A 19,227-nucleotide genomic window follows, 5' to 3' on the forward strand; every position below is an offset into this window, starting at 1 on the left:
TCTGCAAGTGATTTTACAATTAATCGCTATGAAAATGAAAGTAAAGCAGGGGTTATTGTCAATAGAATGACAATAACCCCTGCTTCGATACGTACGTTTCGTTGCTTCTATTTTGGAAGAAGCTCCTCTTTTACTATTTGACTGACCAGTTTTCCGTCAGCCTTTCCCTTTACCAAAGGCATCAATCCGGCCATTACCTTTCCGGTATCTTTGGGGCCGGTTGCATTTGCCTGCCTGACCGCTTGCGCAACCAATTCTCTGATTTCATCTTCCGTCAATTGCTGCGGAAGATAAGCTGTCAGAAGATCAATTTCACTTTTTAATCCCGCAGCATATTCCGGTCTGACCGCAATGACTTCAGCAATCACATCTCGGCGTTGCTTGATCTCCTTTGCGACCAAACCATAGACATCATCATCCGACAGTTGACGGAGCTCATCCTTTTCAACCTGCAGAATTGCTGCACGGATCATGCGTATGACGGCAAGTCCAGCTTTATCCTGAACCTTCATGGCTGTTTTCATATCGGAAACCAACCGTTCTTTCATCGTCATCGTGATCGATCCCGCCTATTTGAATTTGCGTTTGCGCGCAGCTTCAGCTTTCTTTTTTCTTTTCACACTGGGCTTTTCATAGTGTTCCCGCTTTCTGGTTTCTGCCAGGATGCCTGAACGCTGGCACTGACGCTTAAAACGGCGCAGTGCGCTTTCTAATGTTTCGGTTTTACCCACTTTAATTTCTGCCATATAATTTCCCTCCCTCCGCTGTCATGAATTGTCCGGGATTTTAAAAAATCTGGACGGTTTTTGGGAAAAAGCAGAAAGATATCAACAGCACGTGAAAACAGTATACAAAAAAAAAACAGTTTCGTCAAGACATTATGCCAATGTTTCAGATAATTCTCTTCCGCCGATCAGATGAAAATGCAAATGGCGCACAGATTGTCTGCCATTGCGTCCGATATTGCTGATTACACGGTAGCCATCTGCCGCCAATCCCTGCTGTTCGGCGATTTCACTGATTTTCAGTATAAGATGGCCAATCAGGGCAGCGTCTTTTTCCTGCATCCCGTCAAGACCGGCCAGATGAGCTTTCGGCATACACAACAGATGAACGGGAGCCTGTGGGTTGATGTCCCTGATCACCAGGATCAACTCGTCTTCATAGACGACGGCAGACGGTATCTGATGTTGGATGATGCTGCAGAAGAGGCAATTCTCCATTTTGTTACACCTCCTTACCCTGAAGATATCCTAAGCGCCGCAGACATTCCCTTGCTTTGATTTCGTCAGAAAACGGCAGCTGATAATCCTTGAAAATCTGCACCTGTTCATGCCCTTTGCCGGCAATCAGGACGGTGTCTCCTGTTTTCGCCATCACAATCAGGCGCTCGATCGCTTTGGCGCGATCCGGCTGCAGTTCGACGGTCGGACAAGATGGTTCGATGCCGGCATAGATTTCCTGCATAATCTCTTCCGGATTCTCACTGTGCGGATCATCCGACGTAATGACCACAAAATCAGCCAGTTCCGCAGCCAGTTTGCCCATCACCGGCCGCTTGCTGCGATCACGGTCACCGGTGCAGCCGAATGCCAGCAGCAGACGTCCGGCAGTAAATTCACGGGCGGTCTGCAGCACCTGACGCAGGCTGTCTTCCGTATGCGCATAGTCAACGATCACCGGGAAGGTTTGCCCGCAGCGGATTTGCTGAAAACGTCCCGGCACCCCGGCAAAATCGGGCACGGCAGCCAACATTTCCGCCGCCGGCAACCCCTCCGCCAAACCGGCTGTAAAAGCCGCCAGGAAATTATACACATTGAATCTGCCCACTAACGGCAGGTTCACTCGCACAGCGGCAGCCTGTGGCCAGGTCAACAGAAAACTGGTTTCCGTAGGGTTCAGCTCAATCGCTTCGGCGCGGACCTGCGCCGCCGCCTTGAGACCAAAGGTATAATACGGTACGGCACAGCTGGCGATCACCTGTGACGCCGCCGGATCGTCGAGATTGATTACCGCCCGTTTGGGCCCTTTTCTGCCCGATTCGCTATTGCCCAGGCGCCCGAACAGCAGCGTTTTTGCTTGCAGATACTGTTCCATTGTAGCGTGAAAATCAAGATGATCGTGTGTGAAATTGGTAAAAATTGCCGTATCGAAATCAACCCCACCCACCCGGCGCTGCGCCAGGGCATGGGAGGAAACTTCCATCACCATATGGGTACAGCCGAGTTCGACCGCTCTGGCCAGATGCGCCTGCAGCTCTACGGCGGGCAGCGTCGTATAAGCGGATGGTTCCATCGTTTGACCCGCCCGAAATTGCACGGATCCCAGCAACCCGCTCGCTTTACCGGCGGAACGTAAAAAATGCTCCAGGAGGAAGGCGACAGTCGTCTTCCCCTTGGTACCGGTAATGCCGATCATGCGGAGTTGATCCGCCGGCTGCTGATAAAATCGTGCCGCCAGGATTCCCAACAAACTGCGGGTGGAAGGCACGATGATTTGCGTCAGTTCCAAAGCGCAACGCCGCTCCACTAAAAAAGCAACGGCACCGGACGCTTTTGCCTCTTGCAGGTAATCATGTCCATCCACCGTTAAACCGGGTTCCGCCATAAAAAGGAAACCGGGCCGCACCTTACGCGAATCGGAAGTCAGCCCGCTGATTTCGATGGCCGTACTGCCGATTGCCTCATATGGCAGCCCTTGGATCAGTTGCTGTAATCGCATTGCTTACACCTCAAACCTTATCCGATTCCCCGTCAGAATCGCTCTTCTCTTTATGGATAAAATAACACAAAGTAGCCAGACCGACCGCCAAATCCTCATTGCGGACCTTCACATCCTCAGCCAAGTGCAGCGTAATCGGGGCAAAATTCCAGATCACTTTGACCCCATTCTCTACCAGCAAATCAGCAACAGACTGCGCCGCCTCGGCAGGGACCGTAATAATGCCCAAATTAATGTTTTTTTTGCATAAGAAGGCAGGCAGCTGATCCGTGGCGAGAATCAGCGTGTCTCCGACAACTTGCCCTATTTTTTCGCGGTCAGTATCAAACAGTGCCGTAATTTGCATATTGTAGCGAAAAAAACCGGAATAACAGACAATAGCCATGCCAAGTCTGCCGGCTCCGATTAAAACAGCCTCGGTTTTATGATTAAACCCCAATAATCTGCTCAATTCCGACATCAGATATTCGACATTATAACCGATGCCCGGCCGGCCAAATTCACCAAAATAGGCCAGGTCTTTGCGGACCTGAACAACATTCACACCCGCATCCCGGCCGATCTCTAGAGAAGAAACCGTTTTGAATCCTTTCGATTTCCAAACGGAAAGGCTGCGGTAATAAAGGGGCATCCGTTCCAGAGCGGGGCGCGGGATCTCAGCCATCTTCAATACGAACTACCTTCTTCCTTGAAAAAACCGGGGAGCAGGCCTGCTTAAAAACCAAGCCGGCTTGTTTCGCCTTTCCTTCATCTCATGCTGTCATTATAGCATCGAATCATTTGCTTGACAAGGGCGTCAGCGTGAAATTGCATCTGACTCGTTTTCGCGATAAGCATGATCTTTTTTGATGGGAAGCTCATTTACGCGAACGACTGGCGCTAACGCATTGGCCAGGAAAACGATTTGATCCGGTGTTAAAACCTCACCCCGTAAATGACTGTCAATCTCCAATTCGGACAATACTTGCCGCACATCCTCTGCCGCAACCGTCCAATAAGGTGAGTTTTTCAGACTGTTGGCGATAGTTTTACGCCGCTGACCAAAAATCGCCCGATTCGTCAGTTCCAAGACGGGCATAGAAGCGATCCGATCGCGCAGATTCGCATCGGGCGTAATCGCGATCACCGCCGAATCCACTTTCGGTGACGGATAGAAGACGGTGCGCGGCGCCCTGCAGACCAGTTCCACCTTGGCGGTTGATTGCACAAACACACTCAGGCTGCCGTATTCCAGCGTATCTGCCTGCGCCAGCAGGCGGTCTCCCACTTCCTTTTGGACGAGTATCACCATTTTTCTCAGGCAAAAGGGCGCCTGCAGCAGCCGGACAATTAAAGGAGAAGTAATATAATAGGGCAAATTCGCGGCGACAGTCACCGCTTCCTCCGCCGCAAACAAAGCAGTGAAATCCAGCTTCAGCGCGTCGGCCTGGATCAGCTGGATCTGAGGATACGGCAGAAAAGTCGTCTGCAGGATAGGGATCAGCATGGGATCAATTTCAATGCTGACCACCCGTCCGGCTTGCTCTGCCAGCGCGACGGTCAATGTGCCAAAACCGGGACCGATCTCCAAAACGGTGGTCTGCTTGGCCAGTTGAGCGGCCGCAAGGATCATTTGTAAAACATGCTCATCCACCAGAAAATTTTGACCAAGTTTTTTTCTGACCGGAAATCGATAGTGATCGATCAGCCGTTTTATTTCACTCGGGGAGGTTAACTTATTCACCATCTGAAAGACACCCTTCTCGCTCCTATTGCGCCGGGATCCTCGTCTTGCCTTTTGACAAAACGCCTTGACTCCACCGGCTTCGCTTCTTTTTTTTGCAAAAAAGCGCACCCTGATCTGCCCGAATCGATTCTTCTATTCAGTTTACCATACACTAAAACCAAGATTTTGTAAATGAATATTTAGCGCGGCTTTTTTCCCCCCGCAGCTTTTTTTCTGTTTCTGCTGAGGCAGAAGCCTTTTTAAAAACCGGAAAACCGGGTTGCGAGCCATCGCCAACCCGGCTTTCCGGTTCCGTTTTCTATTTTATTGTCGCCGGCCGCTGCAGGAACTTGAGGCTGCCGTTTCTGCCGCAAGCGCAAAGGCCGCCGCCGCAGCCAATTGTTCCGCAGAGATGGCATAGCGATTCAGACGTTTCAGAAAGCTCTTACCATTGGCATAACCAATGCCAAGACGATCTCCCACGCTTTGGCGCAAACGGGCGCTGTCCGGTCTGCCGATCAAACCCAATTGCAGCAGATCTTCTGCCGTATAGGTGACTTCCGCTTGATACGTTTCCGTATGCAGGAGCGTTAAGGCGCGCCGAATCGCTGCCGGTGCGGCATTTTCAATCCCGATGTCATTCTTATTCATTGCCTCCTGGCGCGGCAGATAAGCATGTTTTACACCCGTAATTTTGCGGGTGCAGGTTCGCCGGATGATTTCTCCGGTAAAATCGGGATCCGTAAAAAGAATCAAGCCGCGAACGGTCTGCAGTTTGCGTAAACGCTCCAGCAGACTCGCCGTCAAGGCATACCCGCCGGTGATTTCCACATCCGCTTCGACAGCTTGCTCTACCGCCCGTCTGTCATGCTCCCCCTCAACGACAATGACCTCTTTTATTTTCATCGCTGCGCTCCTATATGCCAAAAAGTTTTTCCGCATTCTTTGCGGCCTGTTCGGCGACAGCGTCCGCAGTCAGTCCGCGCACGGCGGCAAAAGCAATGGCTTGTTCGGCCACATAAGCCGGTTCATTGCGCTGACCGCGGTGCGCCTGCGGCGCTAAATAGGGACAGTCCGTCTCCAGTAAAAAGCGATCCAACGGGATTCGGGCAGCAATTTGGCGCAGGCGATTCGATTTGGGAAACGTCAGCGGTCCGGCAAAGGAGAGATAGAATCCCAAATTCAGACAAACTTCCGCCATCTCCCAACTGCCGGAAAAGCAGTGCAGTACACCGCCGCTGAAGTGTCCGGCTTGCCGCCGCAGAAGTTCCATCATATCGCCATGGGCATCGCGGTCATGGATGATCACCGGTTTATGCAGCCGCCCGGCTAGATCCAACTGTCTGACAAAGGCTTCCCGCTGCACTTCTTTGCTGCCCTGATTCCAATAATAATCCAAACCGATTTCGCCGATGGCGACCACCTCGGGCTTCGCGGCCAATTCCGCTAATTCGTCCGCAACGGCAGGATAACCGGCCGCGTCACTGGGATGAATCCCCACCGCCGGATAGATCTGGGCGTAGCGGCCGGCCAGGGCGACAGCCTGATAGGAAGAGGGCAGATTGCAGCCCACCTGAATCAGCTTCTCTACGCCGGCAACAGCCGCACGGGCTAAGACGGATTCCATTTCGTTGCCAAAACGTTCATCATCCAGATGAACATGGGTATCGATCAGTCTCATTTGCTTACTTTACTTTCCAGCCATTTTGCGCTCGCTTTTCCGGCTGCAATAATATCACGTTGGTATGAGCATCATCCGAAGCCGCCAAAAGCATGCCGTTCGATTCGATACCCTTAAAAGTATGGGGAGCTAAATTTGCCACCACGCAAACCTGCCGCCCGATCAGTTCTTCCGGTGCGTAGTACTCTGCAATACCGGAAACAATCACCCGCTCGGTCTGCCCGATCCGCACCCGTAATTTCAATAAGCGATCCGCTTTGGCTACTTTTTCACAGGCAACGATTTCTGCGATGCGAAAATCGATTTTGGCGAAGTCGTCAATGCTAATCAGCGGTTTCTGATCGGCTAAGACATTGGTTTCGATAATCTCTGTTGCTGCCGCCTTGGTTTCGTTTGCGGCAATCGGATTTTCTTCGGTCATTTGTTGCAAACCTTCTTCCTGTTTTACTTGCTTCTGAAATTTCTGACTTTGATTGATGTCTTTTGCTTTTTTACCGATGCTGCCGTCCGGATTTTCTTTTTCGATACGGGGAAAAAGAGATTCTCCTTTGCGCAGTTTGGTTCCGGCCGGCAATCCGCCAAACGTTTGAATCGATTGCCAGGTCTGCAGCGGTGAGCGCCCCATCAAGCCCAGTTGGAAAAAAATACGAGGGGAAGTCTCCGGCAGAAACGGCTGCAGAAGCACGGCTGTGATGCGCAGTACTTCTGCCAGGTGATAGAGAACCGTAGCCAAACGTTCTTTTTGAGATGCGTCTTTGGCTAAAACCCAGGGCAGAGTTTCATCAATGTATTTGTTGCTGCGGCCGATTAATTTCCAAATGGCCGCCAAAGCGGTATTAAAATCATTTTTCAGCATTGCGGCATAAACCGCAGGCGGTGTCGCTTCGGCGAATGCAATCAACCCGGCGTCCAGGTCGCTGCGCTCAGCGGGTGCTTGCACGATTCCGGCAAAATAACGTTCCTGCATCGCAATCGTGCGGCTCAGTAAATTGCCTAAATCATTGGCCAGATCCGTATTGAAGGTATTGGCGATCAATTCCGTTGTGAAATTGCCGTCATTGCCGGTCGGTACCTTGGCCAATAAATAATAGCGCAGCGGATCGCTGCCATATTCACGGATAATAGCGTTGGGATCCACCACATTGCCCTTGGATTTGGACATTTTTTCATTATCATAAAGCAGCCAGCCATGTCCGAAAACCTGCTTGGGCAGCGGTAAACCGAGCGCCATCAGGATAATCGGCCAAATGATCGTATGAAAACGGATAATTTCCTTACCCACCAAATGCAAATCAGCCGGCCAAAACCGCCGCAGCAGGCTGTCGTCAGCGCTGCCATAGCCGAGGGCTGTAATATAGTTCGGCAAAGCATCGATCCAAACATAAATGGTATGCCTGGGATCAAAGGTGACCGGAATACCCCAATCGACACTGGTGCGGGAAACACACAAATCATTCAAACCCGGTTTCAAAAAATTGTTGACCATTTCATTGGCCCGCGAAACCGGCTGGATGAATTCCGGATTGTCTTCAATATATTGCAGCAAACGATCCGCATACTTGGACGCACGGAAATAGTAGCTCTCTTCCTTCAGCCAAGTCACCGGCCGGCCGCAGTCGGGGCAGAGATTTCCTTCTTTGATTTGATGCTCCGTCCAGAATGCCTCACAGGGAACACAATAATGACCCTCGTAATCTTTTTTATAGATATCGCCCTGGTCATAAAGCTGCCGGAAGATTTTCTGGACAGCCGCCTGATGCAGCGGATCGGTCGTACGAATATAACCATCGTAAGAAATGTTTAATTTCGCCCATAAGGCCTTAAATGCGACGTCTAATTGATCGACATATTGCTTGGGAGTCAGTCCTGCTTTCGCAGCGTTTTCTTCCACTTTCTGCCCATGTTCATCGCTGCCGGTCAAAAAAAAGACATCCTCGCCCAGCAAACGGTGAAAACGTGCCAGCGTATCCGCCATAATGGAGCAATAAGCATGCCCGACATGCGGATTGCCGCTGGTATAGTAGATGGGTGTTGTAACATAATAGGTCTTGCTCATCCATTCACGCTCCTTTATTGATTCGATAGATACCCTGATTTTAGCCTTGCATCATAAAAAAAACCCTCACCCGATAAGGGGCGAGAGGTCGCGGTACCACCCTTGTTCGATACCCGTCTTTGTCAAGCGCAAGCATCCTTCCGAATGCGGCAAGCCGGCACAGCCTTCGCTGCCGCTTACCGCGGCTTGATAACGCAAGCCAGACGTCAATCATAAACCAGCTCTCCGCTGAATCACTCTTGCTGCTCCGGGACCATCTTCAGGTTCGTTCGCCGATCTGTTTTCAGCCAGCCAGACTCTCTGTGCGGCAAAGGGCGCCTTACTCTTCTCATCATTGCTTTCTTAAAAAGATTATACTGTCTGTCGAACAAACTGTCAAGCGCTAATTCATTGCCACAATCGATCCGCACTTTCCTCTCCGGTTCCAACGCAAAAATCAAATCCCGGCTGCTTTTCTGCCTGCTCAGCACGTTTAAAGTAATTTTATGATAGTTGACAGACTTTTTTAGTGCAAATATCATGTAAAGGGCATTTATTTTATTTAGCTTTGTCTAATTATAACTTTTTATCTAGTTGACTCTTTTTTTATTATTTTCCATCAAAAGGAAACTATTGACTTTCAAACAGGCATAAGGTAAATTTAATTTGAATTTGAAAAACAAAGGAGGTTATATTAAATGAAAGCTACCGGTATTGTGAGAAGAATAGATGAATTAGGACGTATCGTGATTCCCATGGAATTACGCAGAACATTACACATCAGTGAGCGTGATGCTTTGGAAATTTTCACCGAAGAAGACACCATCATCCTGAAAAAGTTTTCCGCCAGCTGCGCGCTTTGCGGGCAGGAAGGAGAACTCCTTCGCTTCAAGGACAAGCATATCTGCTCCAACTGCTTAAAAGAGCTGACAGAATTACACTAATCTGTTTTTGCATAAAATAGAAGTTGATACAAAGCATCCGTCTGAAACGTGCTGCTCTCTCTGTATCAGCTTCTTTTTTTTTAACCGGCTGTTGACGGCTGCGCCACAAGCCTTTGATTCCAGACGCAGGGATCATTTTTCTTTCAGGCAGGTCTGCAAAGCATTGCATCGCTTTTCCCATTCAGTATAGGCTGCTTCGATCAGGGGGGACAATGCGGCATACCGGCGTAAAAGGTCCTGACGTTCCTTTCGTTTGACAAAATCAGGTTCTGCCATGGTCCATTCCAAACCGGTCTTCTCTTTCTCCAGGGCTTCCAACGTTTGTTCGGCTTCCATGATCTGCCTCTCTAACTGTTTGCGCAGGCGCTGTTCCTCCCTGTTTTGTTTGTCTTCCTGCTTCTCCTGTTGAACAGTTACCGTTTGCACCTGATTCAGCGCTGCTTTTTCTTTCGTCAGGAGTTCTGTATAACCGGTCCAGCCGCCTTCCACGACGCGAAAATGACCGTCTTGCATTTCCCAGATTTTTTCCGCGACCTGATCGATAAAATAACGGTCATGGGAGACAAAAATCAGCGTTCCGGGGAAGGTTTGCAGCGCTTCTTCCAGAGCTTCTTTGGCTGCGATATCCAGGTGATTGGTTGGTTCATCCAGCAACAAACAATTGGCACCCTGCACAAATAACTTGGCCAACATCACCCGGCTGCGTTCTCCGCCGCTGAGCGTGCTGACCTGCTTCGTAACTTCTTCTCCGATGATTAAAAAACGCCCTAAAATCGTTCTGGCTTCTTCATTTGTCATTCGCTCGCCGGCCGCCAGTATCTCTTCCAGCACCGTATTGGTCTCTTCCAGATCATCCAGGCTCTGTCGATAGTAGCTCCACTCTGCACCCACACCCCAACGCACTTCCCCGGCCGAAGGCTCAACAAATCCGGTCAAAATAGAAAGCAGCGTGCTTTTCCCTGTGCCGTTCGGTCCGACCAGCGCAATCCGCTCACCGCGGTAAACCGTCAGATTGAGCGGCCCAAACAGACGGCGGTCATAGGTTTTTTCCAGATTCTCCAGGATGATCACCCGATTGGCGCTCTTAAAACGCGGTTTGAACTGCAGTTTCATACCGGCTGCCGCCGCTTTGGGCGCTTCAATGGGGTCGAGACGCGCCAGCATTTTTGCCTTGCTTTTTGCCATCGTCGCTTTGGTGCCATATTGGAATTTATCGATAAACCGCCGCAGCTTTTTTCGCTCTTCTTCCGTTTGCCGATAAATATCTCCCTGACGCCGCAGATTTTCTTTTTTTTGATGAACGAAGGCGCTGTAATTGCCACGGTAGATGGATAGGGTCTGAGATTCGATCTCAAAAATACGGCTGACCACGCGGTCCAGAAAATAACGGTCATGTGAAACTGCCATCACGGCACCCTTATAGGTACGCAGATACTCTTCCAGCCATTCGACTGCCGCGATGTCCAGGTGATTGGTCGGTTCATCCAATAGGAGCAGGTCCGGGTTCTGCAGCAAAACACGGGCCAAAGCGGCACGCATCCTTTGACCGCCCGATAAAGAATCGAGCGGCAGGCTAAAATCGCTTTCGAGAAAGCCGAGTCCAAAAAGGATGGCACGGATCTGACTGTCACAAGTATAGCCGCCATTGGTTTCAAATTCATTCAGCGCTCTGGTATAACGGTCATTGATTTCCGCCAGTTTCTCTTGGTTTCGGTATACTTGCGGTTGGGCCATCTCCTGTTCCAGATTGCGCATGCGCTGTTCCAGTTCATCCAGCTGAGCAAATACAGAACGCATGGATGCCCATAACCGGATGTCTCCGCCTAATTCGTCCTGCTGACGCAGCCAGCCTAAACTGCAGCCGGCTGCTTTGGTTATCAAGGTACTGTCATCCCCATCCGCTTCCAGCTCACCGGTAATGATCCGCAGCAAAGTGGTTTTCCCCGTACCATTACGGCCTACCAGACCGATGCGGTCGCCGGCATTGACATCAAAAGTTGCCCGCTCGAAAATCTTCGTGCTGCCATAATATTTTGCCAGATTATTGACGGCGATCAAACTCAAAAATTCTCACCTCAATTATTCATCGTCATTTTTAATTGGCTGATCAACGACGCTGATCTGTTTTTCGGGTGTCTGCTCCGCTTGCTTTGCTTTCAGCGCATTTTTCTGATTGTTTGCTTCTTCCGCTTGCAAGCGATGCCAGGCTGTCGCTTGCAGATAGCGCTCTTTCATCTGCAAGCGATGAATCGGGCGGGGCCATAAGACTGCCCGCTCCGGTGCGGACCGCATGGCGGCGCCTAAGTTTTCATAGACAGAACTGTTTTCTTTGCTCAGCTGCCGGATCAAAATTTTGACCGCAGCTCTGGTGCTGCTGCCGTCGCGGGGGCAGCAGCTGGAAATCGGTTCGAAGGGGAAAAATCGCCTGGCAGCCCGAATCTCCTTCTCTCTCAGATAGATCAGCGGACGAATGATCGTCAAACCGGCTCGTTCCTGTGCGGTAACCGGCGTAAATGTAGTGATTTGACCGGAATAGAGAATACTCATCAAGAAGGTTTCCACCGCATCGTCATGGTGATGTCCGAGTGCCAGTTTATGATAACCATTGGCAGCGGCAATCCGGTTGATCGCTCCACGGCGAAAAAAGGCGCAGCGCGCACAGGGGCTCTGCCGATGGTCTTGCGTAAAAATAACATCTTTCATCTGCGGCAGCGCTTCAAAGAAAAAAGGAATTGCCATGGCATCGCACAATTCCTGCAGGGCAGGCCGAGGAGACAGCTCAGAAAAACCCGGATCGATCGTAACCGCTGCCAACTCGAACGGAATCAACGAATGCTGTTGGATCACCCAAAGCGCGTACAACAAGAAGCTGGAGTCTTTCCCACCGGAAAGTCCCACCATCACTCTGTCATTCGGTTGCAGCATCTCAAATTCCATGATGGCCCGCCAAATAGGACTGCTATAATTTTTCGGCAGCTGTCGTTGCAACGGTTGCATTTTTCTCAGCTTCTCCTCTGCTTCATTTCATTTTCATGGCTCACTTAACGACGTTTGCGGACGCGATCAGCAAAAAAAGGGTCCTGCCTGTTCGCTCATTTCATAACACTGCAAGATTTCCTTTGTATAGGCCCCGTCTGTTCCATAAATGATCAGTGTCGGTTCCACAAGCAGCCCCGGCTTCCCCTGCAAAACGCCCTCGACAAAAACGAGATTCGGTTTTTGATCGAGTTTGGATTGAATCAGGCGCAAACGCTTCGGTTCAATACCAACGGCTGCCATACCGCTCAGCAAAGCCACCAAACGTTGGGGCCGATAGATGAGAGCCAGGCGTCCCAGCGGTTTTAATACCGCGGCCGCCGACTGCAGCAGCTCGTCCATGCCGCCGTATAGCTCATGACGCGCAATCGCCTGCGCCCGAGCCGGATTGAGCAAGCCGTCTTTCACCGCTTTAAAGGGAGGATTGCTGATCACCAGATCGAATTTTCGCTTGCCCGTTATGGCGGCAGCTGCACAAAAATCAGCCTGCAGAATGGTGATACGATCCTGCAGTGAATTACAGCGGATCGATCGGTTGGCCATGTCCGCCATCTCGCTTTGAATTTCCAATCCTGTGATCCAAAGATCAGCCATCCGGCTGCTTAATAAGAGAGGAATTACACCGCTGCCTGTTCCGAAATCACAAACGGTTGCTCCCGCTTTCAGACTGACCAGACTCGCCAGCAGCACGGCATCCATACCAAAACAGAACCGTCCCGGATGCTGGATAATGCGAAGTCCGGTCCGATTCAATTGATCCAGGCGCTCTCCCGGCAGCAGGAATGGCAGTGCTTGCTCCGTCATTATTGCCTGCTCCCTTTGTTCCCCTGCGGCTCTTCTTCCGGCTGCTTTTTACATTGATTGCATTGGCTGCAATGGCAGCCGCTGTTCTTTTCGATCAGGACGATTTCATCCAGGGAAAATTCGCTTTCCTGATTGGTTTCCGCCAACTTGACACGGACAACCCCCTTGTTGGTGCGAATATGGGTCACGATCCCTTCTCCCATTGTGGTCCCGACTTTACTGCCCACTTCCGGTACCTCCAAACCACCCATGCCATAACCTTCCGATTCGTATTTTAAACAGCAGAGCAGTCTGCCGCAGATTCCGGAAATTTTAGCCGGATTCAGTGAAATATTCTGCTCTTTGGCCATACGAATGGAAACCGGGACAAAATCGCCTAAAAAAGTCGCACAGCAAATCGAACGGCCGCAGGTTCCCAAGCCGCCCATGGCTTTGGCTTCATCCCGCACACCGATCTGACGCAATTCGATTCTGGTATGGAAAACGGATGCTAAATCGCGCACCAATTCTCTGAAATCCACCCGCCCGTCCGCTGTAAAATAGAAGGTCAGTTTACCGCGGTCAAAGGTATATTCCACATCGACCAGTTTCATTTCCAAGCCGTGCGCTTTCACTTTTTCCTGACAGATCCGCAGCGCTTTTTTTTCTTCTTCGCGCAGATCGCGCCATTGTTGCAGATCGTGTTCGCCGGCTTTGCGGATGATTGGTTTCAAAGGCAGCACCGCCTGATTTTCTTCCACACTGCGGCGTTCCAGGACAATCTCACCCATTTCCACCCCGCGGGCGGTTTCCACTATGACGCTATCCCCTGCGGAAAAAACCATCTCCAAAGGATCAAAATAGTATATTTTACCGGCGCTTTTGAAGCGCACACCTACCACTATGGGCATTTTTTTATTCACTTCTCCAATCTATTAACAGTGATTCTGAAGCAGCCAGGGCGGTTACCCGCGCCTGCAGTTGCTGCAGCAGAAGACTGATTTGCTCAATTCGTAAGCCTAATTGCGCTGACGAAAGCGGTTTCATCCGGCAGAGCTGCTGCTGCAGCTGCGGATTCATTAAACGGGCGGCTGAACCTCCTCCGCTTAAAATCAAGCGGTCCCGCAGCAAATCCTGCCATGACCGCCAGAAGATTTGCCAATTGATCCGCTCCCACTTTTCTTTTTCCCGCTCGGCTGTCCAGGCCAAACGCATGGATACACTCCAATTGGGTTCCTCAAAGAACCACTGCACCGCTCTTTCCCATTCCAGGGCAAGATGATCATCCTCAAGCCAGGCCGCCGCCTTGCCAACGCTGCCCTGCGCCATTTTCACGGCGGTCTCCGGTATCCGCAGACCGGGATGCTTTTGCTGTAGGATTTGTCGGATGATTGCTTCCGAAAGCGGCAGAAAACGAATCATCTGACAGCGTGACCGAACGGTTGGCAGGATGCTTTCCGGTTGATGCGAAATTAGAATCAACAAATTATCAGCCGCCGGCTCCTCCAACAGCTTAAGCAGCGCATTGGCGGCCGGCGCTTCCAATTTATCAATGGGATCAATTACAACCACTCTGCGGCGACCCTCATATGGTCTGTGGGCCATCAATGGCTGCAGCTGACGAATTTGTTCAATACTGATGCCGCTCTTGCCTTCCAACGGCTGCAGTGTAAACCAGTCGGGATGACTGCCCTTCTGCAGCTTACGGCAGGAAACACAGGTTCCGCAGCCCAAACCCTCCTGAGTCAGGCAATTGACCGCCAGAGCCAAACACAGCGCCGTTGTTCGCTTGCCGACTCCTTCCGGACCATAAAAAAGATAACTCTGAGCCAATCTTTGCTGTTTCATCGCATGGTTTAAGAGCGTTACCGCATAATCCTGACCGAAAACAGCATCACTCCACATATTTTTCACCACCTCAATAAAAAACACCACCTGTCGCCGCCGCGTTTGAACAGATGTTTTCTTTAACACCTGCGAAACGCCCGCCAACAGATGGCGCTGCACATACCAAACAGTGAGAGATGAGCGACACCTATTGCTTGAAACTGTACATCTCTCGCAATAAATTCTGTATTTCATCAATCAATTCCGCCATCTGACCGTGATCCGGTGCGGATTTTTTTATCTGTGTTTGCAAACGCGTGAGAAGTCTGTCAATATTCCTCTGTAGTACGGGAGCCAGGGGATCAACATAGCGCGGCGGTGCTTCTTCGTCATCCGCTTCTTTTGGTTCCGCAATAGCGGCCCAAAGGGAAAAATCCCGCACTGACCGTTGAAAAGTGCGCCAATCAAGCAAGTCGTATTGTAAAAGCAACTGTTCGCCGCAGACTTCAATTTGCTGCAGCCAAACAGCCGGGTCAATGGGCGGCGGACTTATTTTTATCTGTTGAACGCTTCGTTTCATGCACGCTCAAAACGTTCGACATCGATCACAAAGATGATCGCACCGCCAACCACGACTTCCACCGGGAAAGTAGAAAAAGATTCGATCGTGGACGCCATCGGTGTAATCGGATTGACAATTTGAGTGCGCGCTTCACATTCGTTACGGATAATTTGGCAGACTTCTTCCACTTGTTTATCTTCCACACCGATTAACAGCGTTGTATTTCCGGCTCTTAAGAATCCACCGGTACTGGAGAGGCGAGTGGATCGAAAACCTCCGGCAACCAAAGCATCGGCTGCCTTGCGGGCATCCTGATCCTGAATCACAGCAATCACCATTTTCATAGAAATCCCTCCATTTTCTCCACTCTCACAGGAGTTCTGGCTATTATTATACATGCGGGACTGCCAAACGTCAAGAGACTAAATATAGATTATCACCCTGCGGTCGGGCTCTTCACCGATCGAACGCGAACGCAAGCGATATTGCTCCGCCAATTCATGCTGTAAACGGCGATAATAGGCATCCTGAGGCTGTAATTCCACCGATTTTTGACTTTCCATGACTTTTTCAATCGCCATTTCCGCTTCTTCCAGAGGATCCTGCCAGCCCTCTGGATGGGGAAACTCCCCGTGCTGCGGTTTGCTGCGCACCAATTCGCGCAAAGCAATTTCGATTTGAGCCGTTGTATTCGCCCGGACTGTAATCACCGGGATACCGTTCTGCTGCGCCTGCAAAATCTTCTCCGGCAGACGCCGCAACTGTGACTTCAACGTCAGAAAAACATCGCTGCCCTCCAAATCACGATTGATCTGAATCGGTAAACGGTAATTTCGGATTGCTTTTTCCACCAAATTTCGATTGACGGCGTAAGGGTAAAGGCGGATGACATTGACGAAACGCGCTACCTTCTCCAGATTGCTGCCGTGATCCAAGACAGCCAGATCCTCTTTTTTTTCCGGCAGATCGCTCAGCTGCTCTGTTTGCCACTGACCATCCCCTTGTCTGACTCTGATCTCCGGGCTTGGCTGATGACCGCGCAGCAGCAAATCCACCGTAGCAGCCACATCAAAATGAATCAAAAGCCGGTCCCGGCTCTGCAGCTCGATCAGCAGCTCAAAAGTCGGCGCTTCTTTCCGCTCCAGGACGGATTTTTGCGTGCCGCGCCGGCGGGCTTCCTCATCACTCAGCGTTACCGTCTGAATGCCGCCGATCAAATCGGAAAGCGTTGGGTTTTGGATCAAATTCTGCAGGGTGATACCATGCGCGGTGGCCAGTAACTGCACGCCGCGTTCTGCTATCGTTCTGGCGGCGGCAGCTTCCTGCTCGGTACTGATTTCGTCAATCACGACGACTTCCGGCATATGGTTCTCCACCGCTTCAATCATCACGGCGTGTTGGCGCGACACCTGCGGTACCTGCATCCGCCTGGCATGCCCGATCCCCGGATGCGGAATATCACCGTCACCGGCAATTTCATTGGAAGTATCGACTACGATCACCCGTTTCTCCATTTCATCCGCCAATACTCTGGCCGTTTCCCGCAGCATCGTCGTTTTCCCCACACCGGGACGCCCCAGCAATAAAATACTCTTGCCCAGCGCTACCACATCGCGGATCGAATTGATCGTGCCGTACATGGCGCGGCCCACCCGCAAGGTCAGGCCAACGATGATCCCCTGTCGGTTGCGGATGGCGGAAATACGATGCAATGTACGTTCGATGCCGGCCCGATTGTCGTCACCAAAGCTGCCAACCCGCCCGACGACATAATCCAGATCATCCCGGGAAACCAAATCCTCACCGAGATAAGAGAAGCGTTCCGGAAATCTGGCTTCCGGCGGTCTGCCTAAATCCATCACAATTTCAATCAAATCGTCCAGAACCTGCTGCAGCAAAAGCTGTCGAATCCTCTCCGGCAGGACAGCAAGCAGCAGCAGCAGTTCTTCTCCGATCTTCTGTTTTTCATCCATCTTGATACACCTTGCTTTTTGTGCTTCGATTATTCCTGATAAACGGAAACGCCGGCGGTATCCACTGCCACGATTACCGGCATCTCCTCTACAAAAAGACGCCGAATCGCTTCCGTCGCCAGATCCTCATAAGCCACCACTTCCACTTGCCTGACCGTTTTCGCCTGCAGCGCCGCGGCGCCGCCTAGCGCTGCGAAATAAACAGCGCCGTATTTTCGCATCGCATCGATCACCACCTGGCTGCGTTTGCCTTTGCCGATCATTCCTTTCAGACCGGCAGCCAGCAGGGCGGGCGTGTAGGGATCCATGCGCCCGCTGGTGGTTGGGCCGATCGAACCGATGATGTGTCCCGGCGGTGTCGGCGCCGGCCCGGCGTAGTAAATGGTCTGATTCTGCAAATCAATCGGCAGGGCGCCGCCGCTTTGCCATGCCGAAAACAGGCGCTGATGAGCCGCATCACGTGCCGTATAGATCCAACCGGTCAGTAAAACTTCATCGCCGGCCCGCAGAGTGCGGATTATCTCATCGGTTAAGGGTAATGTAATTCGCTGCATGACTGATTCACCCTTTCAATGGCTAAATTAGAGAATCCTCGTGCGGTGGCGCGCCACGTGACAATTGAGATTGACCGCCACCGGCAACCCGGCAATATGGGTCGGCGCCCATTCCACCGCCACCTGCAGTGCCGTTGTTTTACCGCCAAAGCCCAGCGGTCCAATGCCCAATTGATTGATTGCGCAGAGCAGTTCCTGCTCCAGATGAGCTATTTCCGCTTCGGGATGAAAGACACCGATTTCACGCAGCAGGGCACGTTTGGCCAGCAGAGTCACCTGTTCCATGGTACCGCCAATACCGACGCCAACGGCCAGCGGCGGACAGGGATTGCCGCCGGCTTTTCTGACCGTATCGAGCACAACCTGCCTGACACCGGCGATTCCCGCGGCAGGCGTCAGCATCGAGAGTGTTCCCATGTTCTCCGAACCAAATCCTTTGGGAGCCACCGTCAAACTGAGTTGTTCTCCGGGGACCAGGCGCAGGTGAATGACCGCCGGCGTATTGTCGCCTGTATTCTTGCGGCTGAGTGGATGTGCCACCGATTTTCGCAAATATCCTTCCCGATATCCGATCCGGACCCCCTCATTGACGGCAGTGACAAAATCACCGCCGGTCAGGTGCAGGTCCTGACCCAGATCGGCAAAGACCACCGCCATGCCGGTATCCTGGCAGATCGCCATTTTCTCCTGACGGGCAATGGCTGCATTCTCCAGCAAACGCTGCAAAACGCTCCTGGCCAGCGGCAGCTCTTCCCGCAGCAAAGCCTGCCGCAGGGCGTTTTCCACATCGCAGCCTAAATCCGTATTTGCTTCCATGCATAAAGCGGCAATCGCTGCCGTGATCTCTGCCACATTTATTTCGCGCATGCGGTTCATCTCCCTTGCATTCTCTGCTCTCAGTCTACAGAAAAAAAAGCAAAAATGCAAGGGAAATCGAAAAAGAGAATCACCGGTCAAGTGCTTTGACGCTGCCGATGATTCTCCGCAGGACTTTCTGCGCCGTTTATTCTTTTTTGCCGACCGTTGCCAGATAAACGGGAAAACGGCTGACGCCGTCGATGCCTAAAACAGCGCTCAAGGCATCATCATCAAAGGCGGCGATGGCGCAGCAGCCCGAACCAATCGCCTCACATGCCAAATAAAGGTTTTGACAGACATGTCCGGCATCCAAATGAATATAGCGGAACGAACGTTCGGCATAACGCCAGACATGACGGTAAATCTCGGCTGCCCAGAAAAAAGTCACCGCCGAATTTTTGACCATAACCTGACGGGAACAGGCTTGGGTGAGATCCCCGGCCAAAGTTTCCGCCACGGACAGCTGAATCAGTGTATGGTCCAAAGCCGCATATTGATAGAGACCGGGCGGCAGCGTTTCGACCCGGTTGACTAAAAGATACGTTTCA

21 protein-coding genes are annotated in these 19,227 nt (G+C 51.4%); 1 reads left to right on the top strand and 20 read right to left on the bottom strand.

Annotation, left to right across the window (positions count from 1 at the left end; genetic code table 11):
• Positions 1–107: 107 nt before the first annotated feature.
• The 9 genes from LLG09_09045 to metG form a co-directional block, all read right to left on the bottom strand.
• Positions 108–554: a GatB/YqeY domain-containing protein gene (locus LLG09_09045; protein MCE5197246.1), complete on the bottom strand. Its 447-nt coding sequence runs from the start codon at positions 552–554 to the stop codon at positions 108–110.
• A 15-nt stretch (positions 555–569) separates the two neighbouring features.
• A complete protein-coding gene (gene rpsU, locus LLG09_09050) occupies positions 570–746 on the bottom strand; it encodes a 30S ribosomal protein S21 (GenBank protein ID MCE5197247.1) in 177 nt (58 codons plus the stop codon).
• Between the two features lie 132 nt (positions 747–878).
• Positions 879–1,223 (bottom strand): histidine triad nucleotide-binding protein, encoded by a 345-nt coding sequence (locus LLG09_09055; protein ID MCE5197248.1) that lies wholly within the window; start codon positions 1,221–1,223, stop codon positions 879–881.
• A gap of 4 nt (positions 1,224–1,227) precedes the next feature.
• Positions 1,228–2,721 carry a UDP-N-acetylmuramoyl-L-alanyl-D-glutamate--2,6-diaminopimelate ligase gene (locus LLG09_09060; protein MCE5197249.1) on the bottom strand — a complete coding sequence of 498 codons (1,494 nt, stop codon included), beginning with the start codon at positions 2,719–2,721 and terminating at the stop codon, positions 1,228–1,230.
• Between the two features lie 10 nt (positions 2,722–2,731).
• Positions 2,732–3,385, bottom strand: coding sequence for a redox-sensing transcriptional repressor Rex (locus LLG09_09065; GenBank protein MCE5197250.1), 654 nt, complete (start codon positions 3,383–3,385; stop codon positions 2,732–2,734).
• A gap of 132 nt (positions 3,386–3,517) precedes the next feature.
• On the bottom strand, positions 3,518–4,447 hold the full coding sequence (rsmA, locus tag LLG09_09070; protein ID MCE5197251.1) for a 16S rRNA (adenine(1518)-N(6)/adenine(1519)-N(6))-dimethyltransferase RsmA: 930 nt from the start codon (positions 4,445–4,447) through the stop codon (positions 3,518–3,520).
• A 303-nt stretch (positions 4,448–4,750) separates the two neighbouring features.
• Positions 4,751–5,332: a ribonuclease M5 gene (gene rnmV / locus LLG09_09075; GenBank protein ID MCE5197252.1), complete on the bottom strand. Its 582-nt coding sequence runs from the start codon at positions 5,330–5,332 to the stop codon at positions 4,751–4,753.
• Positions 5,333–5,342: 10 nt separating this feature from the next.
• On the bottom strand, positions 5,343–6,107 hold the full coding sequence (locus LLG09_09080) for a TatD family hydrolase (protein MCE5197253.1): 765 nt from the start codon (positions 6,105–6,107) through the stop codon (positions 5,343–5,345).
• A gap of 4 nt (positions 6,108–6,111) precedes the next feature.
• A complete protein-coding gene (gene metG / locus LLG09_09085) occupies positions 6,112–8,163 on the bottom strand; it encodes a methionine--tRNA ligase (protein MCE5197254.1) in 2,052 nt (683 codons plus the stop codon).
• 677 nt (positions 8,164–8,840) lie between these two features.
• Here metG and LLG09_09090 point away from each other — a divergent pair.
• On the top strand, positions 8,841–9,086 hold the full coding sequence (locus LLG09_09090) for an AbrB/MazE/SpoVT family DNA-binding domain-containing protein (protein ID MCE5197255.1): 246 nt from the start codon (positions 8,841–8,843) through the stop codon (positions 9,084–9,086).
• A 132-nt stretch (positions 9,087–9,218) separates the two neighbouring features.
• Here the strand turns inward: LLG09_09090 and LLG09_09095 are convergent, their stop codons facing one another.
• The 11 genes from LLG09_09095 to LLG09_09145 form a co-directional block, all read right to left on the bottom strand.
• Entirely contained in the window at positions 9,219–11,150 is a 1,932-nt protein-coding gene (locus tag LLG09_09095; protein MCE5197256.1) for an ABC-F family ATP-binding cassette domain-containing protein, read from the bottom strand.
• A 15-nt stretch (positions 11,151–11,165) separates the two neighbouring features.
• Complete coding sequence (locus LLG09_09100; GenBank protein MCE5197257.1) at positions 11,166–12,083, bottom strand: tRNA 2-thiocytidine biosynthesis TtcA family protein; 918 nt, start codon at positions 12,081–12,083, stop codon at positions 11,166–11,168.
• A gap of 66 nt (positions 12,084–12,149) precedes the next feature.
• Positions 12,150–12,926: a tRNA1(Val) (adenine(37)-N6)-methyltransferase gene (locus LLG09_09105; GenBank protein MCE5197258.1), complete on the bottom strand. Its 777-nt coding sequence runs from the start codon at positions 12,924–12,926 to the stop codon at positions 12,150–12,152.
• Positions 12,926–13,816, bottom strand: a complete 891-nt coding sequence (locus tag LLG09_09110; protein ID MCE5197259.1) for a stage 0 sporulation family protein — start codon at positions 13,814–13,816, stop codon at positions 12,926–12,928. The genes LLG09_09105 and LLG09_09110 overlap by 1 nt, the downstream gene beginning before the upstream one ends.
• A 4-nt stretch (positions 13,817–13,820) precedes the next feature.
• Positions 13,821–14,810 carry a DNA polymerase III subunit delta' gene (gene holB, locus LLG09_09115; GenBank protein ID MCE5197260.1) on the bottom strand — a complete coding sequence of 330 codons (990 nt, stop codon included), beginning with the start codon at positions 14,808–14,810 and terminating at the stop codon, positions 13,821–13,823.
• Positions 14,811–14,940: 130 nt separating this feature from the next.
• Positions 14,941–15,312 carry a hypothetical protein gene (locus LLG09_09120; GenBank protein MCE5197261.1) on the bottom strand — a complete coding sequence of 124 codons (372 nt, stop codon included), beginning with the start codon at positions 15,310–15,312 and terminating at the stop codon, positions 14,941–14,943.
• Complete coding sequence (locus LLG09_09125) at positions 15,309–15,638, bottom strand: cyclic-di-AMP receptor (protein MCE5197262.1); 330 nt, start codon at positions 15,636–15,638, stop codon at positions 15,309–15,311. The genes LLG09_09120 and LLG09_09125 overlap by 4 nt, the downstream gene beginning before the upstream one ends.
• Before the next feature lie 78 nt (positions 15,639–15,716).
• Positions 15,717–17,267, bottom strand: a complete 1,551-nt coding sequence (locus LLG09_09130; protein ID MCE5197263.1) for an AAA family ATPase — start codon at positions 17,265–17,267, stop codon at positions 15,717–15,719.
• A gap of 29 nt (positions 17,268–17,296) precedes the next feature.
• Positions 17,297–17,821 (bottom strand): Fe-S-containing hydro-lyase, encoded by a 525-nt coding sequence (locus LLG09_09135; protein ID MCE5197264.1) that lies wholly within the window; start codon positions 17,819–17,821, stop codon positions 17,297–17,299.
• Positions 17,822–17,848: 27 nt separating this feature from the next.
• Complete coding sequence (locus LLG09_09140) at positions 17,849–18,688, bottom strand: fumarate hydratase (GenBank protein ID MCE5197265.1); 840 nt, start codon at positions 18,686–18,688, stop codon at positions 17,849–17,851.
• Between the two features lie 136 nt (positions 18,689–18,824).
• On the bottom strand, positions 18,825–19,227 hold a 403-nt coding region (locus LLG09_09145; protein ID MCE5197266.1), incomplete at its 5' end, for a SagB/ThcOx family dehydrogenase.

The sequence above is a fragment of the Negativicutes bacterium genome (genome assembly GCA_021372785.1).
In the GTDB taxonomy this organism is placed as follows: domain Bacteria; phylum Bacillota; class JAAYKD01; order JAAYKD01; family JAAYKD01; genus JAJFTT01.

What these genes read in the sequence shown, in the direction of transcription:
- LLG09_09045 (MCE5197246.1), bottom strand. Translation starts at nt 554, where the DNA reads ATGACGATGAAAGAACGGTTGGTTTCCGATATGAAAACAGCCATGAAG.
- rpsU (MCE5197247.1), bottom strand. Translation starts at nt 746, where the DNA reads ATGGCAGAAATTAAAGTGGGTAAAACCGAAACATTAGAAAGCGCACTG.
- LLG09_09055 (MCE5197248.1), bottom strand. Translation starts at nt 1,223, where the DNA reads ATGGAGAATTGCCTCTTCTGCAGCATCATCCAACATCAGATACCGTCT.
- LLG09_09060 (MCE5197249.1), bottom strand. Translation starts at nt 2,721, where the DNA reads ATGCGATTACAGCAACTGATCCAAGGGCTGCCATATGAGGCAATCGGC.
- LLG09_09065 (MCE5197250.1), bottom strand. Translation starts at nt 3,385, where the DNA reads ATGGCTGAGATCCCGCGCCCCGCTCTGGAACGGATGCCCCTTTATTAC.
- rsmA (MCE5197251.1), bottom strand. Translation starts at nt 4,447, where the DNA reads ATGGTGAATAAGTTAACCTCCCCGAGTGAAATAAAACGGCTGATCGAT.
- rnmV (MCE5197252.1), bottom strand. Translation starts at nt 5,332, where the DNA reads ATGAAAATAAAAGAGGTCATTGTCGTTGAGGGGGAGCATGACAGACGG.
- LLG09_09080 (MCE5197253.1), bottom strand. Translation starts at nt 6,107, where the DNA reads ATGAGACTGATCGATACCCATGTTCATCTGGATGATGAACGTTTTGGC.
- metG (MCE5197254.1), bottom strand. Translation starts at nt 8,163, where the DNA reads ATGAGCAAGACCTATTATGTTACAACACCCATCTACTATACCAGCGGC.
- LLG09_09090 (MCE5197255.1), top strand. Translation starts at nt 8,841, where the DNA reads ATGAAAGCTACCGGTATTGTGAGAAGAATAGATGAATTAGGACGTATC.
- LLG09_09100 (MCE5197257.1), bottom strand. Translation starts at nt 12,083, where the DNA reads ATGCAACCGTTGCAACGACAGCTGCCGAAAAATTATAGCAGTCCTATT.
- LLG09_09105 (MCE5197258.1), bottom strand. Translation starts at nt 12,926, where the DNA reads ATGACGGAGCAAGCACTGCCATTCCTGCTGCCGGGAGAGCGCCTGGAT.
- LLG09_09110 (MCE5197259.1), bottom strand. Translation starts at nt 13,816, where the DNA reads ATGCCCATAGTGGTAGGTGTGCGCTTCAAAAGCGCCGGTAAAATATAC.
- holB (MCE5197260.1), bottom strand. Translation starts at nt 14,810, where the DNA reads ATGTGGAGTGATGCTGTTTTCGGTCAGGATTATGCGGTAACGCTCTTA.
- LLG09_09120 (MCE5197261.1), bottom strand. Translation starts at nt 15,312, where the DNA reads ATGAAACGAAGCGTTCAACAGATAAAAATAAGTCCGCCGCCCATTGAC.
- LLG09_09125 (MCE5197262.1), bottom strand. Translation starts at nt 15,638, where the DNA reads ATGAAAATGGTGATTGCTGTGATTCAGGATCAGGATGCCCGCAAGGCA.
- LLG09_09130 (MCE5197263.1), bottom strand. Translation starts at nt 17,267, where the DNA reads ATGGATGAAAAACAGAAGATCGGAGAAGAACTGCTGCTGCTGCTTGCT.
- LLG09_09135 (MCE5197264.1), bottom strand. Translation starts at nt 17,821, where the DNA reads ATGCAGCGAATTACATTACCCTTAACCGATGAGATAATCCGCACTCTG.
- LLG09_09140 (MCE5197265.1), bottom strand. Translation starts at nt 18,688, where the DNA reads ATGCGCGAAATAAATGTGGCAGAGATCACGGCAGCGATTGCCGCTTTA.